The sequence below is a fragment of the Pseudomonas frigoris genome, assembly GCF_047758635.1.
Lineage (GTDB): Bacteria > Pseudomonadota > Gammaproteobacteria > Pseudomonadales > Pseudomonadaceae > Aquipseudomonas > Aquipseudomonas frigoris.
The window spans coordinates 84,529-107,886 of the sequence record NZ_CP180479.1; the positions used below are offsets into that span (position 1 = coordinate 84,529).

The window sequence follows — 23,358 nt, forward strand, 5'->3', positions numbered from 1 at the left end:
ACTCAGGCGTCCTGGGCTGCGGCGTTCAAGCCCAGCTCACCCAGTACGCGACCGCGGGATTCGTCGTCGGCGAGAACGCCTTCGATGGCTTTGCGGAACGCAGGCGCGTTACCCAGCGGACCTTTGAGGGCCACCAGCGCGTCGCGCAGTTCCATCAGTTTTTTCAGCTCAGGCACTTGCTCGACCAGGCTGGCCGGGTTGAAGTCCTTCATCGAGTTGACGCGCAGTTGCACGCCCAGCTCTTCAGTGCTGCCCTCTTCCTGAAGGCGGTTCGGCACGTTCAACGTCAGGGTCAGCTCTTGCTTGGCCAGCACTTCGTCGAAGGTCATCTTGTCGATGCTGATCGGCTTGCGATCTTCGACTTTACGTTCGTCCTTGCGGTGGGTGTAGTCACCGATTGCCAGTAGTTTCAACGGCAGTTCAATCTCTTCCTGAGCACCACCGGTGGCAGGTTTGAAAGTGACGTTGATGCGTTCCTTGGGGGCTACCGAGCCTTCTTTGGCCATGGCTATTCTCCTTGCGGTTGTGGCCCTGGGGCCTATTCGAGTACCACTTCGAGATCGAGGTGGCACAGCCTGCGATAAATCTCTTCCTTGCGTTCACGTACGGCATGGTTCTGCGGTAACAACTCGCAGCAGCTATGCAGTAAATGCAGCACTTCCAGCGCAAGATCGGGCTCCCAGGCGTTCAGGCCTGAGTCCTGTAATGTTTGGTCTAGGGTTTCGAGTTGGGTCCTGGCCAGTTCGTATTTCTTGGCCATGAAGCACAGCCGCGCGAGGGCGAACTGCCAGAAGAACCGGGCGCGCCCGCCCTGGGCGCTTTGCAGGCCTTGCTTGAGGATCTGCACCGCGGCCTTGAGGCCGTCCTTGCGCAGGATCGGCAAGACTTCTTCCAGGGCCAGTTCCCAGGCCGGCTGACTGTCGGCGACTTCGACCTTACGCGGCGCACTGGCGCTTTGCAGGTGAGGCATGACGTGGGCGCTGACCCAAGCACGGGTGGCCGGATCGGCAAACGGGGCGCCGTCATGGAAACGCAATTCGATGATGCCAGGCAGGCGCTGAATCAAAAGCGCGAAGTGGATTTCCACTTCGCGCATAGCCATCTCGGCGTTGAGTCCCTGGAGGCACTCCCAAACCATTCGCTGGCCATCGAACCAGAACGGCGCCTTCGCCAGGCTCGCCTCCAGTTCCACCAGCAGATCAGCGTATTTGGCCTGGTCGTAACGGTCCTGGTAGGCCTTGAGCTTGTCGGCTGGCAAACCGCGCAGAACGGTGATCTGCTCGGCGTTGCGCTCGGGCACCGCGTCGATGGGCAACCACAACAGTGTGCGATTAAGGCGCAAGGCGCGCAGGTCGGTGGCTTTCTGCTTGAGCCACCAGGCACACAACGGCCGCGCGCTTTCCTGCTGGGCACGCAGCGCCTTGTGGGCTTCTTTTTCGTTATCGATCGGTGCGCCGGGGGTGAACAGTTGCGTGGCGGCTTGTTTGACCTGAGCCACCGCCGCGCCGACGACGCCAGGTTCCGGCTGATTGTCGGCGGCACGCTGGACCATGTTCTTCAGGCGGCGGGAAATCGGCAGCAGCAGCGGAGCGTCATCCCCCAAATGCTCGGTGCAAGCAGCATCGAGACCTTCAAGGTGTTCGACCAGCCGCCGGAACATCGGCAACTGCTCTTTGATCGCGACGTTTTCGGTCAGCACCTGCTCAAGACGCGGTACCAGCCAACTGATGGCAGCGGAGCGGGTACGGGCCTTATTGGGATGAACCTCGGCCCAGTGGTTCTCGCACAGGTGGTGCAGAAGTCCGAGGCCGGCCAGCAGCCCTTGGAAGGATTCGCGCTGGTACAGGGCCCAGGTCAGCCAGGCGCCAACCCGCAAGTCCTTGGACTGGGTGCGCAGCAGGTTTTCACTGTTTTCGCGGATTTTCAGCCAGTCGATCTGACCGCTTTCGTGCATGGATTGGGCTTTGCCCAGCTCGCTTTCCAATGCCTCATATTCGCTCGAAAAGCGAACGTCCTCGCCCGCGAAATTCTCTTTGGAAACAGAGGCTTTTGCGAGTTCGAGGTAATGAGCGGAAAGTTTGCTTGAGTAGGACATCCATGGCCTTTAATTAGGATTACAGTCATACGTCTATTGGAATTCCAACGACGCGAGACAGAATCAAAGAGCTGCGATGAGTCTCATCCAATTGAGTTCGTGCTCTTTCAAGTGCGCGCATCGTACTCACGATGATGGCCACTAGCAAGCATCTGATTAAACAACAAGACGAAGTGTCTCTATTGCTCGTAGGAGATCTCCCTATAAGTAGCAAGGGATACCCTGATGTCAGTTTAATGTTCATGCCATCGGCCAACCGCCACGAAACCATTGAGCTAGAGCCGTGCGTCAATCCTTCGAGGAATGAGTGCCGATTCGCCCCTTGAGCCAGGCATGAATCATGGCAAAAATAAGAAATGATAAATGTAGGAGTATTCCGAAATCTTCCGGTCATCTTTGAACAAGACAACGATGACAACAGGGAACTAAAAAAGTGCCATCGCAATGATGGCACTTTATATATCACTGATATTGAACGACAAGCCTCCGGCAACTCAAACCAATCACTTTGTATCCAGAGTGTATTAATCAGTCCAAAAATACTGTGTATATAGAACAAAGCAACGCCCACAAAAAATGGGCACCCGATTCAATCGGCATGCCCATTTTTCAATACGGTTCTCCCCGTTATTCAGGGAGTTCGCCGCAATTACGGATTAACGCTATCTTTCAACGATTTGCCTGGCTTGAACGCAACAGTGTTGCTGGCCTTGATTTTGACGGGCTCACCGGTTTGCGGGTTTTTGCCGGTGCGGGCACCGCGGTGGCGTTGCAGGAAGGTACCGAAGCCCACCAGCGTCACGCTGTCCTTGCGGTGCAGAGCGCCGGTGATTTCTTCGAGAACGGCGTTGAGAACGCGGTTGGCCTGTTCTTTGGTGAGGTCTGCTTTTTCAGCAATTGCAGCGGCGAGTTCTGGTTTACGCATTAGTGAAGCCCCTTTGACGGTTTTTTGTTGTTATGTCCGTGCTGTTCTCGTTGGAACAGCGCCCAAAGCGCCGCAGATGCTCTACTCTGCGGCAGACGGGAGTGAGGATGGCACGCAGCGAAGAGCCGCGCCAGTCTCGGCGCGACCTTTGTAAGGGCAAAAGAGGGGTGATTCCGACAGAACGACCGGTATTTACGCCAGCAATGCCGGAAGCTCTTTGTTCAGGGCCAGTTTTTCCATCACCGCCGCGCCTGTCAGGGCATAACCCAACAGTTTGCCGCTGGCATCGCGGCACAATACCTTGATGTCCGCGCCCTGCCCTTCGACCGTCCAGACGCCCTCCAAACCCCGTGGCGGCGGTGAAACCACCAATGGGCAGACTGGCGTTTTTACGGTGATGGGCATCGGGCCATAACTTACCGCCGTCGGGTTTCCGGCGAGGGTCTGGGCCAGCGCTCTCGCACAGCTCATGAGGGGCATGACGTACAACAGATTCAGCCCATCGACTTCGGCGCAGTCGCCCAAGGCATAGATATTGGCGTGGGAGGTTTTCAGGTGGCGATCGACCACCACACCGCGATTGACCTGCACACCGGCCGCCGCCGCCAGGTCGATGCGCGGACGCAGACCAATGGCCGACACCACCACATCGCAAGGGATCACCTGACCATCGGACAGATGCGCTTCCAGACCGTCAGTAACGCGCTGCAAGCGATTGAGCACCGGCCCAAGGTGGAAGCGTGCGCCCAGGCTTTCCAGCCCGGCCTGGACCGCAGCGGCCGCCGCCGGGTGCAACAGGGTCGGCATCACCTGCTCGCACGGTGCAACCAGTTGCACCTCGTAGCCGCCAAGGATCAGGTCGTTGGCGAACTCGCAGCCAATCAGACCGGCGCCGAGCAACAACACCCGACGTTTGCCGTCCGCCGCTGCGCGAAAGCGCGCGTAGTCTTCCAGGTCGTTGATCGGGAAGACTGCGTCATCTGCGTCGCCTTCGATCGGCACTCGCACGGTTTCTGCGCCCCAGGCGAGGATCAGGTCACGGTAAAACACCGCTTCCTCACCGATCCACAAGCGCTTGTGACCAGGGTCGATGCCGCTGATGCGCGTGTGCGTACGCACTTCGGCCTTCAATTGCTCGGCCATGGTGCCTGGCTCGGCCATGCTCAGGCCGTCGGCGTCTTTGTTTTTGCCGAAGCCGGTGGAGAGCATCGGCTTGGAGTAGGAGCGTCCGTCATCTGCAGTAATCAGCAGCAGCGGGGTTTCGCCATCGAGTTTGCGAAACTCCCGGGCCAGGTTGTAGCCAGCCAGCCCGGTGCCGACGATCACGACAGGTGCGTTCATTCCTTACTCCTCAGTTATTTAAGCGGCGATTTCGATCATTTCAAAATCCAACTTGCCCACACCGCAGTCCGGGCACAGCCAGTCTGCCGGTACGTCTTCCCAGCGGGTGCCCGGCGCAATGCCGTCATCCGGCCAGCCGTCGGCTTCGTTATAGATCAGGCCGCAGACCACACATTGCCACTTTTTCATTCACGTACATCCTCAAGATTCAGGCTTTTGCCGGCGCGAACGGTCGATGGTTGGAGCGCTGCCGTCCGGCTCAGCGCGTTTTGTACTGATAGGGCCCGGCAGATGCAAGCCTGTTCGACGCAATGGCCGGTCGGATCAATCAAAATCGCAGACTGACATGGTAAGCTCGCCACCTCATTTGCTGCCAATAATGACTCACTGTGCCGCACTCAAAATCCCCCGCCGTGCCCCCGCTTTGGCTCCCTCGCAGCCAACTGACGCCCCTCCCCGACACGTCTACCCTCGACTGGTTGTTCGACGAAGGCTCTTTGACCCGACGGCTGATCCGTTTGTCGAATGACGGCTTCAGCGTCACGCCTCTCTTCGAAGGTTGGCAGCCCTTGCGCGTCGACGAATGTGCCGCGCTGGATCTGGCCGAAGGCAGCGAGGGTTGGGTTCGCGAGGTGTATCTGCGCGGCCACGGCGAGGCCTGGGTGTTTGCCCGCAGCGTGGCGGCGCGTAGTGCGTTGCAGGGCGACGGTCTGCACATGGACGAATTGGGCAGCCGCTCCCTGGGCGAATTGCTGTTTTGCGATCAGGCATTTCAACGGCGCGTCATTGAGGTTTGTCACTATCCTCAGGAGTGGCTGCCGATGGAGTCCCGGGCACCTGAGCTGTGGGGCCGCCGTTCGCGTTTCGACCGCGGCGCCTTGAGCGTGCTGGTGGCCGAAATTTTCTTGCCGACCCTGTGGAACGCTACCCGCGCCCATCCGGAGAATTGCTGATGTACCAGAGCCTGCTCAAGTCCCTGAATCGCTTGAATCCACGGGCCTGGGATTTCATTCAGCTGACCCGTATGGACAAACCGATCGGCATTTATCTGCTGCTGTGGCCGACGCTGTGGGCGCTGTGGATTGCCGGCAAAGGTTCACCGTCATTGGCCAACGTCGTGATTTTCGTCCTCGGCGTGGTACTGACCCGCGCCGGCGGCTGCGTAATTAACGACTGGGCGGACCGCAAGGTCGATGGCCACGTGAAACGCACCGAACAACGGCCACTGGTGAGCGGCAAGATCAGTTCCAAAGAAGCGCTGGTGTTCTTCGCGCTGCTGATGGGCGTGAGTTTTCTGCTGGTGCTCTGCACCAACGCGGCAACGGTCTGGCTGTCGTTCGGTGGTTTGGCGCTGGCCTTCACTTACCCGTTCATGAAGCGCTACACCTATTACCCGCAAGTGGTGCTGGGCGCGGCGTTCTCTTGGGGGATGCCGATGGCGTTCACCGCCGAAACCGGTGAACTGCCGGCGGCGGCGTGGTTGCTGTGGATCGCGAACCTTCTGTGGACGGTGGGCTACGACACCTATTACGCCATGACCGACCGCGACGACGACTTGAAGATCGGTGTGAAATCTACAGCGATTCTGTTTGGCGATGCGGACCGGCTGATCATTCTGACCCTGCAAGGGTTGGCGTTGGGTTGCTTGCTGCTGGCCGGATCAAAATTCGAGCTCGGTGGCTGGTTCCACCTCGGGCTGCTGGCGGCGGCGGGCTGTTTTGCGTGGGAGTTCTGGTACACCCGTGGCAAGGACCGGATGCGCTGCTTCCAGGCGTTTCTGCACAACCACTGGGCCGGGTTGGCGATTTTTGTCGGGATTGTGTTGGATTACGCGCTGCGCTGAAGTTATGAAGCGCAAAGATCGCAGCCCGCAACAGCTCCTAATGTGTACAAGGAGCCGCCGCAGGCTGCGATCTTTTTACGGCTTCAGCGAATCACTTACTTATGCTCGCGCATCACGTGCCACACGTCTTTCATGCCGTCACCTTTCATTTCTCCAGGTTTTTCGTCCTTCATGAACGTGTACAGCGGCTTGCCGTCGTAAGCGTATTGCATCTTGCCGTCATCACGCTTAATGACGCTCCATTCGCCTTCGGCCTTGGCACCCGCCGGAGCCATCATTGGCGGCCAGTTCTTGGCACACTCACCGTTACACATTGACTTGCCGCCAGCATCCTTGTCGAACGTGTACACCGTCATACCCTTATGATCGACCATCATCCCGTCTTTCATCATTGCTGGCTCAGCCGCGAAGGCCATCGATGGCAACGCCATGACCGCAGTCAGCATCAAAGCTTTGAAGGATTGCGAGTATTGCTTCATGGAAACCTTCCTTTTGTGGTTGTCAGGATTCGAAATTAGAGCTTAGTTCAGGATCACAACAATCGCAGGGCGACTAAAATACTGTCACACGACTGCAATAATTCCGTTATCTAATGCGGCGCAAGACAGTTAAATGACAAGAGGATTAAAGGCATGGTTGGCAGGAGCATTCTGATCGTCGACGACGAAGCGCCCATTCGCGAAATGATCGCCGTTGCGTTGGAAATGGCCGGCTATGACTGCATAGAGGCTGAGAACTCGCAACAGGCCCACGCCATCATCGTCGACCGCAAGCCGGACCTGATCCTGCTCGACTGGATGCTGCCCGGCACGTCCGGCATCGAGCTGGCCCGACGCCTCAAGCGCGATGAGCTGACCGGGGACATCCCGATCATCATGCTCACCGCCAAGGGCGAAGAGGACAACAAGATCCAGGGCCTGGAAGTCGGCGCCGATGACTACATCACCAAGCCTTTTTCCCCACGCGAGCTGGTGGCGCGCCTGAAGGCCGTGCTGCGCCGTGCCGGCCCTACCGATGGCGAGACGCCGATCGAAGTCGGCGGCCTGCTGCTGGACCCGATCAGCCACCGGGTGACCATCGACGGCAAACCCGCCGAGATGGGCCCGACCGAATACCGCCTGCTGCAATTCTTCATGACCCACCAGGAACGTGCCTACACCCGCGGCCAGTTGCTGGATCAGGTCTGGGGCGGCAACGTCTATGTTGAAGAGCGCACCGTCGACGTGCACATCCGTCGCCTGCGCAAAGCCCTCGGTGATGCGTACGAAAATCTGGTACAAACCGTACGCGGCACCGGCTACCGGTTTTCCACCAAGGCCTGATCCGGACCTTTCCCGCCCGACAAGCTGACAAGGACGCGCGTTCAATTGAACCAAAACTGGCATGGCACCCTGATCCGCCACATGCTGCTGCTGGTGACCGGTTGCCTGGTGATCGGCCTGATTACCGGCTACTACGGCTGGAGCCTCGCCGCGGGCCTGGGCCTTTACCTGGCCTGGACCCTCAAGCAACTGCTGCGACTGCACGAATGGCTGCGTCTGCACAAATCCGATGAGGCACCGCCCGATGGCTATGGCCTGTGGGGCGAAGTGTTCGACAGCATCTACCACCTGCAACGCCGCGACCAACGAGTGCGCGGGCGCCTGCAAGCGGTGATCGACCGGGTCCAGGAATCGACTGCCGCGCTGAAAGACGCGGTGATCATGCTCGACAGCGACGGCAACCTCGAATGGTGGAACCGCGCTGCCGAAACCCTGCTCGGCCTCAAGACCCCGCAAGACAGCGGCCAACCGGTAACCAACCTCGTCCGCCATCCGCGCTTCAAGGAATACTTCGAGCAGGACAGCTACGCCGAGCCGCTGGAAATTCCGTCACCGATCAATGATCGCCTGCGCATTCAGCTGTACATCACCCGCTACGGCAACAACGAACACTTGATGCTGGTGCGCGACGTCACGCGTATCCACCAGTTGGAACAGATGCGCAAAGACTTCATCGCCAACGTCTCCCATGAACTGCGCACGCCGCTGACGGTGATCTGCGGCTATCTGGAAACCCTGCTCGACAACGTCGAGGACGTGAACCCGCGCTGGTCCCGTGCCTTGCAGCAGATGCAGCAGCAAGGCGGACGCATGCAGACGCTGCTCAACGACTTGCTGCTGTTGGCCAAACTGGAAGCCACCGATTACCCCTCGGACAACCAGCCGGTGGCCATCGACGGCTTGCTGCAATCGATCAAGAGCGACGCTCAGCAGTTGTCTGCTCAGCGCAATCAGAAGATCACCCTGGAAGCCGACCCGACGATTCTGCTCAAGGGCAGCGAAGCCGAGTTGCGCAGCGCGTTTTCCAATCTGGTGTTCAACGCGGTGAAATACACCCCGGCCGAAGGCAATATCCGCATCCGCTGGTGGGGTGATGAGCAAGGTGCACACTTGAGCGTGCAGGATTCCGGCATCGGCATCGACAGCAAACACCTGCCGCGCCTGACCGAACGCTTCTATCGCGTCGATTCCAGCCGCAACTCCAACACCGGCGGCACGGGGCTCGGCCTGGCGATCGTCAAACACGTGCTGCTGCGCCACCGCGCGCGGATGGAAATCAGCAGTGTGCCGGGCCATGGCAGCACCTTTACCTGCCATTTTGCGCCGGCTCAGGTCACCAAATCCCGGGTCATCAGCGCCGCCGACTGATACCGGCCGGCACGCGCTAGGGGGCGTTCTCAATTAGTTTCCCCACCGCGTTGTCGCCTTAAAGCGGGCCAGGCAAGGCGCAGGCCGCTGGGAATGGTTGTTCCCTTTCCAAGGCCTGCAACGCAGCCTGGCCCGCTTTAAGGCACAACCCGAAGGGCCGGGCCTGCTGTTGCGCAGGGCTGCGTTGCTCGAAGCTTATTTGGAATGACCAAACTACGCTTCTCGCGCCTTGCCCTGCACAACAGCAGACCCGGCGCGGTGGGGAAACTAATTGAGAACGCCCCCTAGTCAATCACTTGGTCAGCCGCTACATTGGCTGACTTGTGCCTGCCCTTCAGGCGCACTTTTTTCTTTCCTTTCGAATACACGGAACCCGCAAAACTCCATCATGGACCCTTCCCCTGGCTTGACCCTCGCGACACTCTTCGCCGATTTCGGCATGATTCTTTTTGCTCTGATCCTGGTTTTGCTCAACGGCTTTTTCGTTGCGGCGGAATTTGCCATGGTCAAATTGCGCTCGACCCGGGTCGAAGCCATCGCTGAAAAAAATGGCTGGCGCGGGCATATCCTGCGCACCGTTCACAGTCAGCTCGATGCGTACCTCTCGGCGTGCCAATTGGGTATCACGCTTGCGTCCCTTGGTCTTGGCTGGGTCGGTGAGCCGGCGTTCGCGCACATCCTCGAACCGATCCTTGAAGCCGTCGGTGTGCAGTCGGCCGAAGTGGTCAAAGGCGTATCGTTCTTCGCCGCGTTCTTCGTCATCTCGTACCTGCACATCGTGGTCGGCGAACTGGCCCCGAAATCCTGGGCCATCCGCAAACCCGAACTGCTGTCGCTCTGGACCGCCGTGCCGCTGTACCTGTTCTACTGGGCGATGTACCCGGCCATTTACCTGCTCAACGCCAGCGCCAACACGATCCTGCGGATCGCCGGCCAAGGCGAACCCGGCCCTCATCACGAGCACCATTACAGCCGTGAAGAACTGAAACTGATCCTGCACTCCAGCCGTGGCCAGGACCCGAGCGACCAAGGCATGCGCGTTTTGGCCTCGGCGGTGGAAATGGGCGAACTGGAAGTGGTCGACTGGGCCAATTCCCGGGAAGACCTGGTGACCCTGGAGTTCAACGCGCCGCTGAAGGAAATCCTGGCGATGTTCCGTCGCCACAAGTTCAGCCGCTATCCGGTGTACGACAGCGATCGTCAGGAGTTCGTCGGCCTGCTGCACATCAAGGATTTGCTGCTGGAACTGGCGGCACTGGACCACATTCCCGAGTCGTTCAACCTCGCCGAACTGACCCGGCCGCTGGAGCGCGTATCCCGTCACATGCCGCTGTCGCAGCTGCTGGAACAGTTTCGCAAAGGCGGCTCGCACTTCGCCCTGGTCGAAGAAGCCGATGGCAACATCATCGGCTACCTGACCATGGAAGACGTGCTGGAAGTACTGGTCGGCGATATTCAGGACGAACACCGCAAGGCTGAGCGCGGGATCCTGGCGTACCAGCCGGGCAAGCTGCTGGTGCGCGGCGACACGCCATTGTTTAAGGTCGAGCGCCTGCTGGGCATCGATCTGGACCACATCGAAGCCGAAACCCTCGCCGGGCTGGTCTACGAAACCCTGAAACGGGTGCCGGAAGAGGAAGAAGTGCTGGAAGTCGAAGGCTTGCGGATCATCATCAAGAAGATGAAGGGGCCGAAGATCATTCTGGCCAAGGTGTTGATGCTCGATTAAGTCGCCCCTGGCCTAAACCGCGTCGATCCCTTCGCGAGCAAGCCCGCTCCCACATTAGTTTTGTGTCGATCACATATAAATGGCTCGACGCAGATCCAATGTGGGAGCGGGCTTGCTCGCGAAGGCGTCAGAACAGGCAACACCTCACTGTTTGCCGAGCGCAAAGTTCGGCAGGCTGCCTACCGGTTGATTGAACTGGTACGGGATCGACACCAGCCCCAACCCGGTATTGCGCTGCACCACGAAATGCAGGTGCGGCCCGTTGCTGTTGCCGGTATTGCCCGACAAGGCCAGCGGACTCCCCACCGACACCCGTTGCCCCTCGCGAACGCTCACCGAACCTTGCTTGAGGTGCAGGTACACGCCCATCGTCCCGTCATCGTGCAGCACCCGCACGAAATTACCCGACGGATCGGTGCCGCGCCCGGTCTGGGCATTCTCGGTTTTCACCACCACACCGCCACGCGCCGCGATGATCGGCGTGCCTTCGGGCATGGCGATGTCCATGGCGTAACGGTTCTTGGGACCGAAGTGGCTGTATTGACCGTTGGCGCCCTGACTCAGCCGAAACGGTCCGCCGCGCCACGGCAGCGGGTACCGATAGGCCTGGGCGGCCCCTGAGGGGTCGCCCAGGGAGTATTCAAATTTTGGGGTATACGCGAGCGGCCTTTCGGACCGCGTGGCTGTGAGCAGCGCCAGACGAATACTGCTGCGTGCCGGCATCACCCGGCGAATCGGTCGGCTTGGCGCACCACTGACGTTCTTCAGCCCGCCGAAGCTCAACTCGATTTCTACCGGCGCATACAGGTCATTGCGCACGTAAACGCTGTCCACGCCCTTCTTCTTCGTGATGACGAGGTACACCTGGCGCTCAAGATTCTCGACCATGCGATCACGAAAAACGAACACCTTGGAGCCTGTCGTGGGGCGGTCGCTGTAGGAGACCACGCCATTGGCGTCGGTGGACTTGTAGATCGTCATGGCCATCGCCGAGGTGGAGGCCATGAAAAGACCGCAGAAAAACAGCAGGCGCGCGAGCATGGGCAAGGTTCTGTCGAGTAAGGCCTGGGTAGGAGCCTAGCAGCTGCAATGGACCCGGGTAGTCAGCAGATGTTTCAAAATGGGCCGTTCAGCGGATGTGCGGTGAATCTGATGGCCCCTTCGCGAGCAAGCTCCCACAAGGGAACGCATTCCAATGTGGGAGCGAGCTTGCTCGCGATGGCGGCCTAACAGACGATGCCGATCTTAAGCGCCGGGTACGAAATGCTTCTGCGCCGTACCACGTGCTATCAACCGCGAGATGTAGTCGAGCTTCTGCGCATCCTGGTCGACAAAGCGGAAGGTCAGTTGCAGCCAGTCGCTGTCGGGCTTTGGCTCGTGGGCGACGATGGCGTGCAGGTAGCCGTTCAGGCGGGCGGTTTCGGCGTTATCGCCCTGCTCCAGGTCGAGCACGGCGCTGTCGAGCACTTGCGGCAGGGTGTCGGTACGCTTCACCACCAGCAATGCTTCCTTGAGGCTCAAGGCCTTGATCACACATTGCTGAATGCCGTTCGGCAGGCGCAGTTGGCCCTGGCCACGTCCGCCCGTTGGCGCTGCGGAGGACGCTGGAGGCTTGATCGGCGGGCTGTTGAGCAGACCGCGAGACGGAGCAGCCGCCGGGGCTGGCGCTGCGGCAACAGGTTTGGCGAACGGGTTGACCGGCGCCGCTGCGGGCGCGACCAAAGCAGCCTTACCGCCGGTCAATGCGCTCAGGGAATCGTTGCCGAATGCCGAGTTCATTTTGGTCGGTGCGCTGTTCATCAAGGTGTCGAGCTTGCCCACCTTGTTCAGGGCCTGCTTGACCTTGGTCAGCAGTTGCTCGTTGGTGAACGGCTTGCTGACGTAGCCGGAAACCCCGGCCTGGATCGCCTGGACCACGTTCTCTTTATCGCCCCGGCTGGTCACCATCACGAACGGCATGGTCTTGAGGTTGTCCTGCTCGCGGCACCAGGTCAGCAGCTCCAGGCCGGACATTTCCGGCATTTCCCAGTCGCACAGGACCAGGTCGAACGCTTCACGCGCCAGAATCGCCTGAGCCTTTTTGCCGTTGACCGCGTCTTCGATCCGGATCCCCGGGAAGTAATTGCGCAAGCACTTCTTCACCAGGTCACGAATGAACGACGCATCGTCCACGACCAACACACTGACCTTACTCATCCATCACCCCTTTAAAAAATCCCGGCAAGCATACCGCTTTGCTGATGGCACATTGCCAAAAACCTTCAGTCACGCCGGGACTTTTCGTTCGCGGGTGCTGCTTTCGAATTCATCGACCACAAACAAAAACGCCCGGCCAAAAGGCCGGGCGCTTTTCTCAGGCAATCTTACTTATCGTCAGCTTTGCCCGGAACATTAGCGGTTTCGCCACTTGTGCCTTCAACTTCTTCTTTCATGCGCTTGAGGCCCAGATGCCGCACGTCGGTGCCGCGCACCAGGTAAATCACCAGCTCCGAGATATTGCGCGCGTGGTCGCCGATCCGTTCCAGCGAACGCAGCACCCAAATGATGCTCAAGACCCGCGAGATAGAGCGCGGGTCTTCCATCATGTAGGTGGCAAGTTCACGTAGGGCGGTCTTGTATTCACGGTCGATGATCTTGTCGTACTGGGCCACCGACAACGCCAGGTCGGCGTCGAAGCGGGCAAAGGCGTCCAGCGCATCGCGAACCATGTTGCGGACCTGGTCGCCGATGTGGCGAACCTCGACGTAACCCCGCGGGGCTTCACCTTCTTCGCACAACTGGATGGCGCGACGGGCGATCTTGGTCGCTTCGTCACCGATACGCTCCAGGTCGATGACCGACTTGGAGATGCTGATGATCAAACGCAAGTCCGACGCTGCCGGCTGACGGCGGGCCAGAATGCGCAGGCATTCTTCGTCGATGTTGCGTTCCATCTGGTTGATCTGGTCGTCGATCTCGCGAACCTGCTGGGCCAGGCCGGTGTCGGCCTCGATCAGCGCGGTGACCGCGTCGTTGACCTGCTTTTCCACCAGCCCGCCCATGGCCAGGAGGTGGCTGCGCACTTCCTCGAGCTCAGCGTTGAACTGCGCAGAGATGTGATGGGTAAGGCCTTCTTTACTAATCATGTTGGCGTCCTTGGAGCGTCCGGTAAGGTGCGGTGGACCGCAGCGTCAGTTCAGTGAGCAACAACAGCTTCCTAGCCGTAGCGACCAGTAATGTAGTCTTCGGTCTGCTTCTTCGCCGGATTGGTGAACAGGGTGTCGGTGTCGCCGAATTCCACCAGTTTGCCCATGTACATGAACGCCGTGTAGTCGGAAACCCGCGCGGCCTGTTGCATGTTGTGGGTCACGATGACGATGGTGAACTTCGATTTCAGCTCGTAGATCAGCTCTTCGACTTTCAGCGTGGAGATCGGGTCGAGTGCCGAGCACGGTTCGTCGAGCAGCAGCACTTCCGGTTCCACAGCGATGGTGCGAGCGATCACCAGACGTTGTTGCTGACCACCGGACAGGCCTAGTGCCGACTCGTGCAGACGGTCTTTGACTTCGTCCCACAGTGCCGCGCCCTTCAAAGCCCACTCGACGGCTTCGTCGAGGATGCGCTTCTTGTTGATGCCCTGGATGCGCAGGCCGTAAACCACGTTTTCATAAATGGTTTTCGGGAACGGGTTGGGCTTCTGGAACACCATGCCCACGCGACGACGCAACTCGGCCACATCTTCGCCCTTACGGTAGATGTTGTTGCCGTAGAGGTTGATCTCGCCTTCTACACGGCAGCCATCCACCAGGTCGTTCATGCGGTTGAACGTACGCAGCAGCGTGGACTTGCCGCAGCCGGACGGGCCGATGAAGGCGGTCACGCGCTGTTTCGGGATGTTCATGCTGACGTCGTACAGCGCTTGTTTGTCGCCGTAGAACAGGCTCAGGCCCGGCACTTCGATGGCCACGGTTTCCTGCTCAAGGCTCAAGCTCTGTTTGTCGCGGCCCAGGGCAGACATGTTGATGCCGTGGGTATGTGCTTCGTGCTGCATGGGAGGCTCCCTGTGCTAACAAATTCGGTTCGGAACACCGCTTTGCGGCATGCCAATAAATGTTCGGTTGAACGCGGTCTAGTGTGGGAGCGGGCTTGCTCGCGAAGAGGTCAGCACATTCAGCATCAATGTTGCCTGACCCACCGCTTTCGCGAGCAAGCCCGCTCCCACATTTAGATCAGCTATCCAGCGCTTTGTATTTTTCGCGCAGGTGGTTACGGATATAGACGGCCGACAGGTTGAGCGTGGCGATCACCAGCACCAGCAGCAGCGCCGTGGCGTACACCAGCGGCCGCGCGGCCTCGACGTTCGGGCTCTGGAAGCCGACGTCATAGATGTGGAAGCCCAAGTGCATGATCTTCTGATCCAGGTGAAGGTATGGGTAGTTGCCGTCCACCGGCAGCGACGGCGCCAGTTTCACCACACCCACCAGCATCAGCGGCGCCACTTCACCCGCGGCGCGAGCCACGGCGAGGATCATGCCGGTCATCATTGCCGGGCTGGCCATCGGCAGCACGATCTTCCACAAGGTTTCCGCCTTGGTCGCGCCGAGGGCCAACGAGCCTTCACGTACGGTGCGAGGAATTCGCGCCAAGCCTTCTTCGGTGGCCACGATTACCACCGGCACCGCCAGCAGCGCCAGGGTCAGGGACGCCCAGAGCAGACCCGGCGTACCGAAGGTCGGCGCCGGCAATGCTTCAGGGAAGAACAACCGGTCAACCGAACCGCCCAATACATAGACGAAGAAGCCCAGGCCAAACACGCCGTAAACAATGGCCGGAACACCGGCCAGGTTGTTCACCGCGATGCGGATAATCCGGGTCAGCACGTTCTGCTTGGCATATTCACGCAGGTAAACCGCCGCCAGCACACCGAACGGCGTCACGATCATCGCCATGATCAGGGTCATCATCACGGTGCCGAAAATCGCCGGGAAAATCCCGCCTTCGGTGTTCGCTTCACGCGGGTCGTCGCTGAGGAATTCCCACATCTTGCTGAAGTAGAAACCGATCTTGGTGAAGGTGCCCATCGCGTTCGGCTGATAAGCGTGAACCACTTTACCGATGCCGATTTCGATCTCTTTGCCGTTCGCATCGCGGGCCGTCAGGCTGTCGCGATTGAACTGGGCGTGCAGGTCGTTCAGGCGGACTTCGATGTCTTGATAACGAGCGTTGAGCTCGGCGCGCTCGGATTCCATGTCCGCTTGTGCGGTGGCATCGAGTTGGCCAGCCAGTTCCAGTTTGCGGCCGTGCAGACGGACGCGTTCAAGACCTGCGTTGATCGCGCCGATGTCGGATTTTTCCAGGCTCTTGAGCTGTGCCGCGAGTTTGTTGACGCGCTCGACACGCGCCTGCAACTCAGGCCACGCTGCCTCGCCTTCAGCGATGACCTTGCCGTCCTGTTTGACGTTGACCAGGTAGCCGTAGAAGTTGCCCCACTCGCGACGCTCAATGGCCATCAACTCAGGCGGGGTCTTCTGGTTAGTCAGCCACTCGCCGACGATCCAGGTGAAGTCGTTGCCGTTCAGATCACGGTTGCCGACCTTGATCAGCTCGCGGGTCATGAACTCCGGGCCCTGATCGGGCACCGGCAGGCCAGCGCTTTTCAGGCGCTCGCGCGGCACTTCTTCTTTCTGCACCACTTCGCCGATGACGAGGTGGTTGGCCTGGCCCGGCACGTCGTAACTGGCGTGCACCAGGTCGGCCGGCCAGAAATGGCCCAGACCGCGCACGGCAATCACTGCCAGCAGGCCAATGGTCATGATGACCGCGATGGACACCGCGCCACCGCTGATCCAGACGCCGGGGGCGCCGCTCTTGAACCATCCTTTCAGGGAGTTCTGTTTCACAGACTTCTACCTTTCTTAAAGCGACGAGTATTTCTTGCGCAGACGCTGACGAATCAGTTCCGCGAGGGTGTTCATGACGAAGGTGAACAACAGCAGCACCAGCGCCGAGAGGAACAGCACGCGGTAGTGGCTGCCGCCGACTTCCGATTCGGGCATTTCCACCGCGACGTTGGCGGCCAGGGTGCGCAGGCCTTCGAACAGGTTCATTTCCATGACCGGGGTGTTACCGGTGGCCATCAGCACGATCATGGTTTCACCGACCGCACGGCCCATGCCGATCATCAGCGCCGAGAAAATGCCCGGGCTGGCGGTGAGGATCACCACGCGAGTCATGGTCTGCCATGGCGTGGCACCGAGGGCCAGAGAACCGAGGGTCAAACCGCGAGGCACGCTGAACACGGCGTCTTCGGCGATGGAGTAGATGTTCGGGATCACCGCGAAGCCCATGGCCAGACCGACCACCAGTGCGTTGCGCTGGTCGTAGGTGATGCCCAGGTCGTGGGAGATCCACATGCGCATGTCGCCGCCGAAGAACCAGGTTTCCATGTACGGGCTCATGTACAGCGAGAGCCAGCCCACGAACAGGATCACCGGAATCAGAATCGCGCTTTCCCAGCCTTCCGGCACTTTCAGGCGGATGGACTCAGGCAAGCGGCTGAAGGTGAAACCCGCTACCAGAATGCCGATCGGCAAGAGCATCAGCAGGCTGAAGATGCCCGGCAAATGCCCTTCCACATACGGTGCGAGGAACAGGCCGGCGAAGAAACCGAGGATCACCGTCGGCATCGCTTCCATCAGCTCGATCACCGGTTTGACCTTGCGGCGCATGCCCGGGGCCATGAAGTACGCGGTGTAGATGGCGGCGGCGACGGCCAGAGGTGCGGCCAGCAGCATGGCGTAGAACGCGGCTTTCAAGGTACCGAAGGTCAACGGAGACAAGCTCAGCTTGGGTTCGAAGTCGGTGTTGGCGGCGGTCGATTGCCAGACGTATTTAGGCTCGTCGTAGTTCTCGTACCAGACCTTGCTCCACAACGCGCTCCAGGAAACCTCTGGGTGCGGGTTGTCGAGCAGCAGCGGTTGAATCTTGCCACCCGCCTCCACGATCACACGGTTGGCCCGTGGCGACAGACCGAAAATGCCTTGGCCATCGACCACCTGATCCACCAACAAAGTGCGGTGAGCGGTGCTGTGGAACACGCCGAGCTTGCCGGAGGCGTCGAGGGCGATAAAGCCTTTGCGACGTTCTTCAGCGGTGATTTCAACGATCGGCGCAGTGCCCATCTGGAAGTTACGAATCTGCTTCAGACGCAGCTCGCCATCGTGGTCGCGGGCCATGAACCACTGGGCCAGACCGCCTTTGGAGTCGCCGAGGATCAGCGAGATGCCGCCCACCAATTGAGTACTGGCGGTGATTTGCGCTTCGCCATCATCCAGCAGTTTGTAGCGACCGTTGAGGCTCTTGTCGCGCAAGCTGAACACATCGGCCTGGGCACGACCGTTAATCACGTACAGCCACTGCTGACGCGGGTCGACGAAGATATTTTTCACCGGTTCAGTCATCTGCGGCAGATCGATGCGCTTCTGCTCATTGGTGACTTCGCCGGTCATCATGTTTTCTTCGCTGGTCAGCGACAAAACATTGAGTTGCGAACCGGTGGAACCGACCAGCATCAGCGTCGTATCGGTCGCGTTGAGGCTGACGTGCTCCAGGGCTCCGCCCGCCTCGTTCAGCGCAATCGGCGTTTCGCCATACGGGTATTCGATGGCCGGCGAGATGGTTTTCTTGCCGTCCGGGTAGCTGACTTTATAAGTGTGACGGAACACCAGCACCTGGCCGTTGGACAAGCCCACCGCCACCAATGGGTGGCCTGGTTGGTCTTCGCCGATGGAGGTCACTGTGGTGCCAGCCGGAATCGGCAGATCGACGCGCTTGAGTTCAGCGCCACTGTCGATATCGAAAAACAACGCCTGGCCCTTGTCGGAAACCCGCATGGCGACCTGGTTCTGCTCTTCCAGGGAGATCATCAACGGCTTGCCGGCGTCTTGCATCCAGGCGGGCGTAATGGCGTCCTTGGCGGTCAGGTCGGCGCCCTGAAACAGGGGCGCGACAACATAAGCGAGGAAGAAAAAGATCAGCGTGATCGCGCCGAGAACGGCGAGGCCGCCAACGAGGACGTACCAGCGGGTCAGGCGATCTTTGAGCGCGCGGATGCGGCGCTTGCGTTGCAGCTCAGGCGTATTGAAGTCAATTCGCTTGGGGGGATTAGTCGTCATGGTGGAATTGGCCAGATCATTCATTCGCACACCCTAGCGATCCTGTATGACAGAAAGATGACAATGCAGTGACACAACAAATCCGCCGCCTGTGAGAACTGGCAGCGGACCGGAAATTTGGGGGTATGTGGGAGCGGGCTTGCTCGCGAAGGGGCCGTCACTTTCAACGTCAATGTCGAATGATCCACCGCTTTCGCGAGCAAGCCCGCTCCCACATTGAACCCGGGGATTACCCCGGGTTCAGGGTTTTACTTTTTTGCGACTTCAGCGCCGCCTTCCGCCAGACCCAGGTCAGCCAGTGCTTTTGCAGCAACCTTGGCTGGCAGTGGGATGTAGCCGTCTTTCACTACAACTTCCTGGCCCTGTTTGGACAGAACCAGTTTCACGAACTCGGCTTCCAGCGGGGCCAGAGGCTTGTTCGGGGCTTTGTTGACGTAAACGTAGAGGAAACGCGACAGCGGGTACTTGCCGTTCAGGGCGTTTTCTTCGGTGTCTTCGATGAATTCAGTGGTGCCTTTTTTGGCCAGAGCCACAGTCTTCACGGAGGCGGTTTTGTAGCCGATGCCCGAGTAACCGATGCCGTTCAGCGAGGAGCTGATCGACTGCACGACCGAAGCCGAGCCTGGTTGTTCGTTGACGTTTGGCTTGTAGTCGCCTTTGCACAGGGCTTCTTCTTTGAAGTAGCCATAAGTGCCGGATACCGAGTTACGACCGAACAGCTGAACCGGCTTGTTGGCCAGGTCGCCGGTCACGCCCAGGTCGCCCCAGGTTTTGACTTCGGTTTTAGCGCCGCACAGACGAGTGGACGAGAAAACTGCGTCAACCTGTTCCATGGTCAGGTGCTGGATCGGGTTGTCTTTGTGTACAAAGATCGCCAGGGCGTCTACTGCAACCGGGATAGCGGTTGGCTTGTAGCCGTACTTCTGCTCGAAGGCAGCCAGTTCGGTGTCCTTCATCTTGCGGCTCATCGGGCCCAGGTTGGCGGTGCCTTCAGTCAGCGCAGGTGGCGCAGTGGCGGAGCCAGCGGCCTGAATCTGGATATTTACGTTCGGGTATTCTTTTTTATAGTTCTCAGCCCACAGGGTCATGAGGTTGGCCAGAGTATCGGAGCCGACGCTGGACAGGTTGCCCGACACACCAGTGGTTTTGGTGTAGCTCGGGATAGCAGGGTCAACAGCGGCAACCGCGTTGGCAGTCGCAACGCCAGCAGCGACAAAAGTCATTGCCGCCATCAAACGCTTCAGTTTCATGCCTTACTCCTAGCAGATAGGGTGTGTTAAGTCGGGGCCAAGTATCAGCAGGCCGTGTGAACACTCTATGGCTGAAATATGACAATTAGATGAAAGGCCAGCATTCGATCTTTTGCAGGGAGATCGCGTCATCGTTCTTCGCGAGCAAGCCCGCTCCCACATTTAACCGAGTTCCTCAGTGAGAACGCGGTCAACTGTGGGAGCGGGCTTGCTCGCGAAGGCGTCAGTGCAGTCAGTGCAGTCAATGCAGTCAATGCAGTCAATGCAAAGGGAGCTTAGCGACCTTTCTTCCAGAGGTACGCACCCACCAGAATCCCGACACCGCAAATGATCGCCACGTAATAGGCAGGCCCCAGCGGGCTTTCCTTCAGCAGCAGCGTAACGACCATCGGGGTCAGGCCGCCGAAGATGGCGTAGGCCAGGTTGTAGGAGAACGACAGCCCGCTAAAACGCACCACCGCCGGGAAGGCTTTGACCATCACATACGGCACTGCACCGATGGTGCCGACCAGCAAGCCGGTCACGGCGTACATCGGGAACAGCCAGTCCGGGTGGTTGAACAGGCTGTGGTAGAAGGTCCACGAACTGATCAGCAGCAGAGCACTGCCGAACACGAAGACACGACCGGCGCCGAAGCGGTCAGCCAGTGCACCGGAGGCGACGCAGCCCAGGCTCAGAAACACGATCGCCAGGCTGTTGGCCTGCAATGCGGTGGTGGGCGAGAAGTGGTAGACGGTCTGCAGCACGGTCGGGGTCATCAGGATGACTACGATGATGCCGGCGGACAGCAGCCAGGTCAGCAGCATGGAAATCAGGATCGCCCCGCGATGGTCGCGCAACACGGCGCGCAGCGGCACTTCTTCAGCCAGGGCCTTGCGCAGTTGCAGCTCGGCGAATACCGGGGTCTCGTGCAGCCAGCGGCGCAGGTAAACCGAGAACAGGCCGAACACGCCACCCAGCAGGAACGGAATCCGCCAGGCGTAATCCGAAACTTCGACCGGGGTGTAAATGCTGTTGATCGCGGTGGCGACCAGCGAGCCCAGCAGGATACCGGCCGTCAGGCCGCAGGTCAGGGTGCCGCAGGCGTAGCCGATGTGCCGCTGCGGCACGTGTTCGGAAACGAATACCCACGCGCCCGGCACTTCACCGCCAATCGCAGCGCCTTGAATCACCCGCATCAGCAGCAACAGGATCGGCGCCCACATACCGATCTGCGCATAGGTCGGCAGCAAACCCATGATCAGGGTTGGCACCGCCATCATGAAAATGCTCAGGGTGAACATCTTCTTGCGTCCCAGCAGGTCGCCGAAGTGCGCCATGACAATGCCGCCCAGTGGCCGCGCCAGATAGCCGGCGGCAAAGATCCCGAAGGTCTGCATCAAGCGCAGCCACTCGGGCATGTCGGCCGGGAAGAACAGTTTGCCGACCACCGTGGCGAAGAACACGAAGATGATGAAATCGTAAAACTCCAGCGCGCCGCCCAAGGCAGACAGCGATAACGTCTTGTAGTCGTTGCGAGTCAGCGGACGTGCGGACTGGGTTGGCTGCGCGATGCTCGAAGGCGCTGTGGTCATGGCAAGGCTTCTCTTATAGTCGGATCTGCAACCCCAACAACGCTGGCGGAGGCTTGGGCAGGTCCGGCACGATAGCAAATTGTTCGAAAAAGCACATAGAGGTGCGTATTTGACGGTCGAAATGAGAACCGGACGGTCGTCTCGGAGTCTACCGATCGATATACTCGCAATCCTGCACCTGCTTGTAAGGGGTTGCTGTGCGAAAACGTCGTTGGCACCTGTCAGCCGATTTCGCAGAGTTTCCCTTTAGGCGCCTTACGAAAAACGTGACGAACGTAGTATGTTCGGGGCTGAATCGTTTTTCCTTGAGACGGCTATTCACCTGAAGTACTTATGAAGAGTCACGGGTCAGAGGCACCCCCGGCATGATAGAGCTCGAACAAGAAGATCCAATCCCGCAAGGCGACCTTGCCCTGCAAATTACCGCGCTTCCCCGCGAAACCAACGGCTTTGGCGATATTTTCGGCGGTTGGCTGGTGTCGCAGATGGATTTGGCCGGCACCGCAATGGCCAGCAAGGTCGCGGGTGGCCGCGTGGCGACGGTGGCGATCGACCGTATGGCATTTCTGGTTCCGGTAGCGGTGGGCGCTCAGCTCTCCTTCTATACCCAGGCGCTGGAAATCGGCCGCAGCTCGATTCAGATGATGGTCGAAGTCTGGAGTGACGATCCGCTGTCCAGCGAGTGGCGTAAAGTGACTGAAGCCGTGTTTGTGTTCGTCGCCATCGACGGCAGCGGCCGTACTCGTTCGGTTCCGCCTAGAGCTCGTTAAACACTGCGACCTTTCTGCGGTCCATTGCAGTCATTGTCCCTGATCGAGAGTTGCCCCATGAGCACGCCCAACGTTGAAGCCGTGAAACTGGATGAACTGAACTGCTGGCGCATCCGCCACGGTCAGGCCGAACTGCTGGTTGCCCAGCAGGGCGCGCACATCCTCAGTTATCAGGTGGCCGGGCAACCGCCGCTGATCTGGCTCAACGACGAGGCAGTGTTCAAGACTGGCAAGAGCATCCGCGCCGGGGTTCCGGTGTGCTGGCCGTGGTTCGGCAATCTGCCGCGCAACCCGCAGAGCGTTCAGGCCATGCGCGTCAGCAACGAAGCGCCGACCGCCCACGGGCTGGTAAGGGCGATGGACTGGGAACTGGGCGGCATTGAAACCGAGGGCGAAAGCCTGAAGGTGGAGTTTGTTCTGCCTTACCCTGAAGGCGGCTTGCCAGGCTGGCCGCATCAAGTGGACTTGAAGCTGAGCATTCGTCTGGATGAACAACTGCACATCAGCCTGACCAGCCATAACCAGGGCGCTGAAAAAGTCACCATCAGCCAGGCACTGCACAGCTATTTCGCGGTCAGCGATGTACGCGAAGTGCATGTCGAAGGGCTGGATGGCTTGAGTTACATCGAAACCCTGGACGACTGGAAAACCGTCACTCAGACCGGCGATCTGCGTTTTGTCGGCGAGACCGATCGTATCTATCTCAATACCCCGGCGAAGCTGAGCATTGTCGATCCGGCCTGGGAACGGCGCATCGAGCTGACCAGCAGCGGCTCACGCTCGGCGGTGATCTGGAATCCGTGGATTGATCGCGCTGCGGCGTTTAGTGACATGGCCGATGATGGCTGGCAGCGCATGCTGTGCATTGAAACGGCGAATGTGATGGATGATGTGGTGACGCTGGCGCCGGGGGCCAGTCATAGCCTCGGCGTCAGCATTGGCAGCAAATCCCTCTAGCACCACAAAACCAATGTGGGAGCGGGCTTGC

At 59.5% G+C, this 23,358-nt stretch carries 21 protein-coding genes; 7 read left to right on the forward strand and 14 right to left on the reverse strand.

All coding sequences use genetic code 11. From position 1 onward, the window contains the following. Positions 1 to 2 precede the first annotated feature (2 nt). The 5 genes from tssB to ACMXYH_RS00425 all read right to left on the reverse strand — a co-directional run bounded on the left by tssB (position 3) and on the right by ACMXYH_RS00425 (position 4,550). A complete protein-coding gene (gene tssB, locus ACMXYH_RS00405; RefSeq protein WP_008150078.1) occupies positions 3 to 506 on the reverse strand; it encodes a type VI secretion system contractile sheath small subunit in 504 nt (167 codons plus the stop codon). A 32-nt stretch (positions 507 to 538) separates the two neighbouring features. Then, positions 539 to 2,095, reverse strand: coding sequence for a type VI secretion system protein TssA (tssA, locus tag ACMXYH_RS00410; protein WP_415765966.1), 1,557 nt, complete (start codon positions 2,093 to 2,095; stop codon positions 539 to 541). Between the two features lie 649 nt (positions 2,096 to 2,744). After that, entirely contained in the window at positions 2,745 to 3,020 is a 276-nt protein-coding gene (locus tag ACMXYH_RS00415; RefSeq protein ID WP_003213368.1) for an HU family DNA-binding protein, read from the reverse strand. Between the two features lie 192 nt (positions 3,021 to 3,212). Further along, positions 3,213 to 4,361: an NAD(P)/FAD-dependent oxidoreductase gene (locus tag ACMXYH_RS00420; RefSeq protein ID WP_415765967.1), complete on the reverse strand. Its 1,149-nt coding sequence runs from the start codon at positions 4,359 to 4,361 to the stop codon at positions 3,213 to 3,215. A gap of 18 nt (positions 4,362 to 4,379) precedes the next feature. Continuing rightward, entirely contained in the window at positions 4,380 to 4,550 is a 171-nt protein-coding gene (locus ACMXYH_RS00425) for a rubredoxin (protein ID WP_033059298.1), read from the reverse strand. A 200-nt stretch (positions 4,551 to 4,750) separates the two neighbouring features. Between ACMXYH_RS00425 and ACMXYH_RS00430 the strand changes: the two genes are divergently transcribed. Together ACMXYH_RS00430 and ubiA are read left to right on the forward strand one after the other, a co-directional pair. Next, complete coding sequence (locus tag ACMXYH_RS00430; RefSeq protein WP_415765968.1) at positions 4,751 to 5,314, forward strand: chorismate--pyruvate lyase family protein; 564 nt, start codon at positions 4,751 to 4,753, stop codon at positions 5,312 to 5,314. After that, on the forward strand, positions 5,314 to 6,204 hold the full coding sequence (gene ubiA / locus ACMXYH_RS00435; RefSeq protein WP_415765969.1) for a 4-hydroxybenzoate octaprenyltransferase: 891 nt from the start codon (positions 5,314 to 5,316) through the stop codon (positions 6,202 to 6,204). Before ACMXYH_RS00430 ends, ubiA begins: the two co-directional genes overlap by 1 nt. 95 nt (positions 6,205 to 6,299) lie before the next feature. On the opposite strand, the gene ACMXYH_RS00440 is transcribed toward ubiA, so the two are convergent. Further along, positions 6,300 to 6,683, reverse strand: coding sequence for a COG4315 family predicted lipoprotein (locus ACMXYH_RS00440; RefSeq protein WP_129439915.1), 384 nt, complete (start codon positions 6,681 to 6,683; stop codon positions 6,300 to 6,302). A 153-nt stretch (positions 6,684 to 6,836) separates the two neighbouring features. On the opposite strand from ACMXYH_RS00440, the gene phoB reads away from it, so the two are divergent. The 3 genes from phoB (at position 6,837) to ACMXYH_RS00455 (ending at position 10,623) form a co-directional block, all read left to right on the forward strand. Then, complete coding sequence (gene phoB / locus ACMXYH_RS00445) at positions 6,837 to 7,526, forward strand: phosphate regulon transcriptional regulator PhoB (protein ID WP_129439913.1); 690 nt, start codon at positions 6,837 to 6,839, stop codon at positions 7,524 to 7,526. 81 nt (positions 7,527 to 7,607) lie between these two features. Further along, positions 7,608 to 8,894, forward strand: coding sequence for a phosphate regulon sensor histidine kinase PhoR (phoR, locus tag ACMXYH_RS00450; protein ID WP_256661577.1), 1,287 nt, complete (start codon positions 7,608 to 7,610; stop codon positions 8,892 to 8,894). 388 nt (positions 8,895 to 9,282) lie between these two features. Continuing rightward, a complete protein-coding gene (locus ACMXYH_RS00455; protein ID WP_129439909.1) occupies positions 9,283 to 10,623 on the forward strand; it encodes a hemolysin family protein in 1,341 nt (446 codons plus the stop codon). A 144-nt stretch (positions 10,624 to 10,767) separates the two neighbouring features. Here the strand turns inward: ACMXYH_RS00455 and ACMXYH_RS00460 are convergent, their stop codons facing one another. The 8 genes from ACMXYH_RS00460 to ACMXYH_RS00495 all read right to left on the reverse strand — a co-directional run bounded on the left by ACMXYH_RS00460 (position 10,768) and on the right by ACMXYH_RS00495 (position 21,600). Then, positions 10,768 to 11,664, reverse strand: a complete 897-nt coding sequence (locus ACMXYH_RS00460; protein ID WP_415765971.1) for a peptidoglycan DD-metalloendopeptidase family protein — start codon at positions 11,662 to 11,664, stop codon at positions 10,768 to 10,770. 204 nt (positions 11,665 to 11,868) lie between these two features. Next, positions 11,869 to 12,819, reverse strand: a complete 951-nt coding sequence (locus tag ACMXYH_RS00465; protein WP_415765972.1) for a response regulator — start codon at positions 12,817 to 12,819, stop codon at positions 11,869 to 11,871. A gap of 167 nt (positions 12,820 to 12,986) precedes the next feature. Beyond that, positions 12,987 to 13,748, reverse strand: a complete 762-nt coding sequence (phoU, locus tag ACMXYH_RS00470; RefSeq protein ID WP_129439904.1) for a phosphate signaling complex protein PhoU — start codon at positions 13,746 to 13,748, stop codon at positions 12,987 to 12,989. 71 nt (positions 13,749 to 13,819) lie between these two features. Next, positions 13,820 to 14,653 (reverse strand): phosphate ABC transporter ATP-binding protein PstB, encoded by an 834-nt coding sequence (gene pstB, locus ACMXYH_RS00475; RefSeq protein ID WP_033059285.1) that lies wholly within the window; start codon positions 14,651 to 14,653, stop codon positions 13,820 to 13,822. Between the two features lie 178 nt (positions 14,654 to 14,831). Further along, complete coding sequence (gene pstA, locus ACMXYH_RS00480) at positions 14,832 to 16,502, reverse strand: phosphate ABC transporter permease PstA (RefSeq protein ID WP_134420986.1); 1,671 nt, start codon at positions 16,500 to 16,502, stop codon at positions 14,832 to 14,834. 15 nt (positions 16,503 to 16,517) lie between these two features. Beyond that, a complete protein-coding gene (locus tag ACMXYH_RS00485; RefSeq protein WP_415767773.1) occupies positions 16,518 to 18,551 on the reverse strand; it encodes an ABC transporter permease subunit in 2,034 nt (677 codons plus the stop codon). Positions 18,552 to 19,024: 473 nt separating this feature from the next. Further along, the gene (locus ACMXYH_RS00490) at positions 19,025 to 20,026 is read right to left on the reverse strand and encodes a phosphate ABC transporter substrate-binding protein PstS family protein (RefSeq protein WP_057398950.1); all 1,002 of its coding nucleotides are present in this window, start codon (positions 20,024 to 20,026) and stop codon (positions 19,025 to 19,027) included. A gap of 275 nt (positions 20,027 to 20,301) precedes the next feature. Then, a complete protein-coding gene (locus ACMXYH_RS00495) occupies positions 20,302 to 21,600 on the reverse strand; it encodes an MFS transporter (protein ID WP_129439894.1) in 1,299 nt (432 codons plus the stop codon). Positions 21,601 to 21,965: 365 nt separating this feature from the next. On the opposite strand from ACMXYH_RS00495, the gene ACMXYH_RS00500 reads away from it, so the two are divergent. Beyond that, a complete protein-coding gene (locus tag ACMXYH_RS00500; protein ID WP_003177184.1) occupies positions 21,966 to 22,370 on the forward strand; it encodes an acyl-CoA thioesterase in 405 nt (134 codons plus the stop codon). 57 nt (positions 22,371 to 22,427) lie between these two features. Then, on the forward strand, positions 22,428 to 23,327 hold the full coding sequence (locus ACMXYH_RS00505) for a D-hexose-6-phosphate mutarotase (protein ID WP_415765973.1): 900 nt from the start codon (positions 22,428 to 22,430) through the stop codon (positions 23,325 to 23,327). Positions 23,328 to 23,358 lie beyond the last annotated feature (31 nt).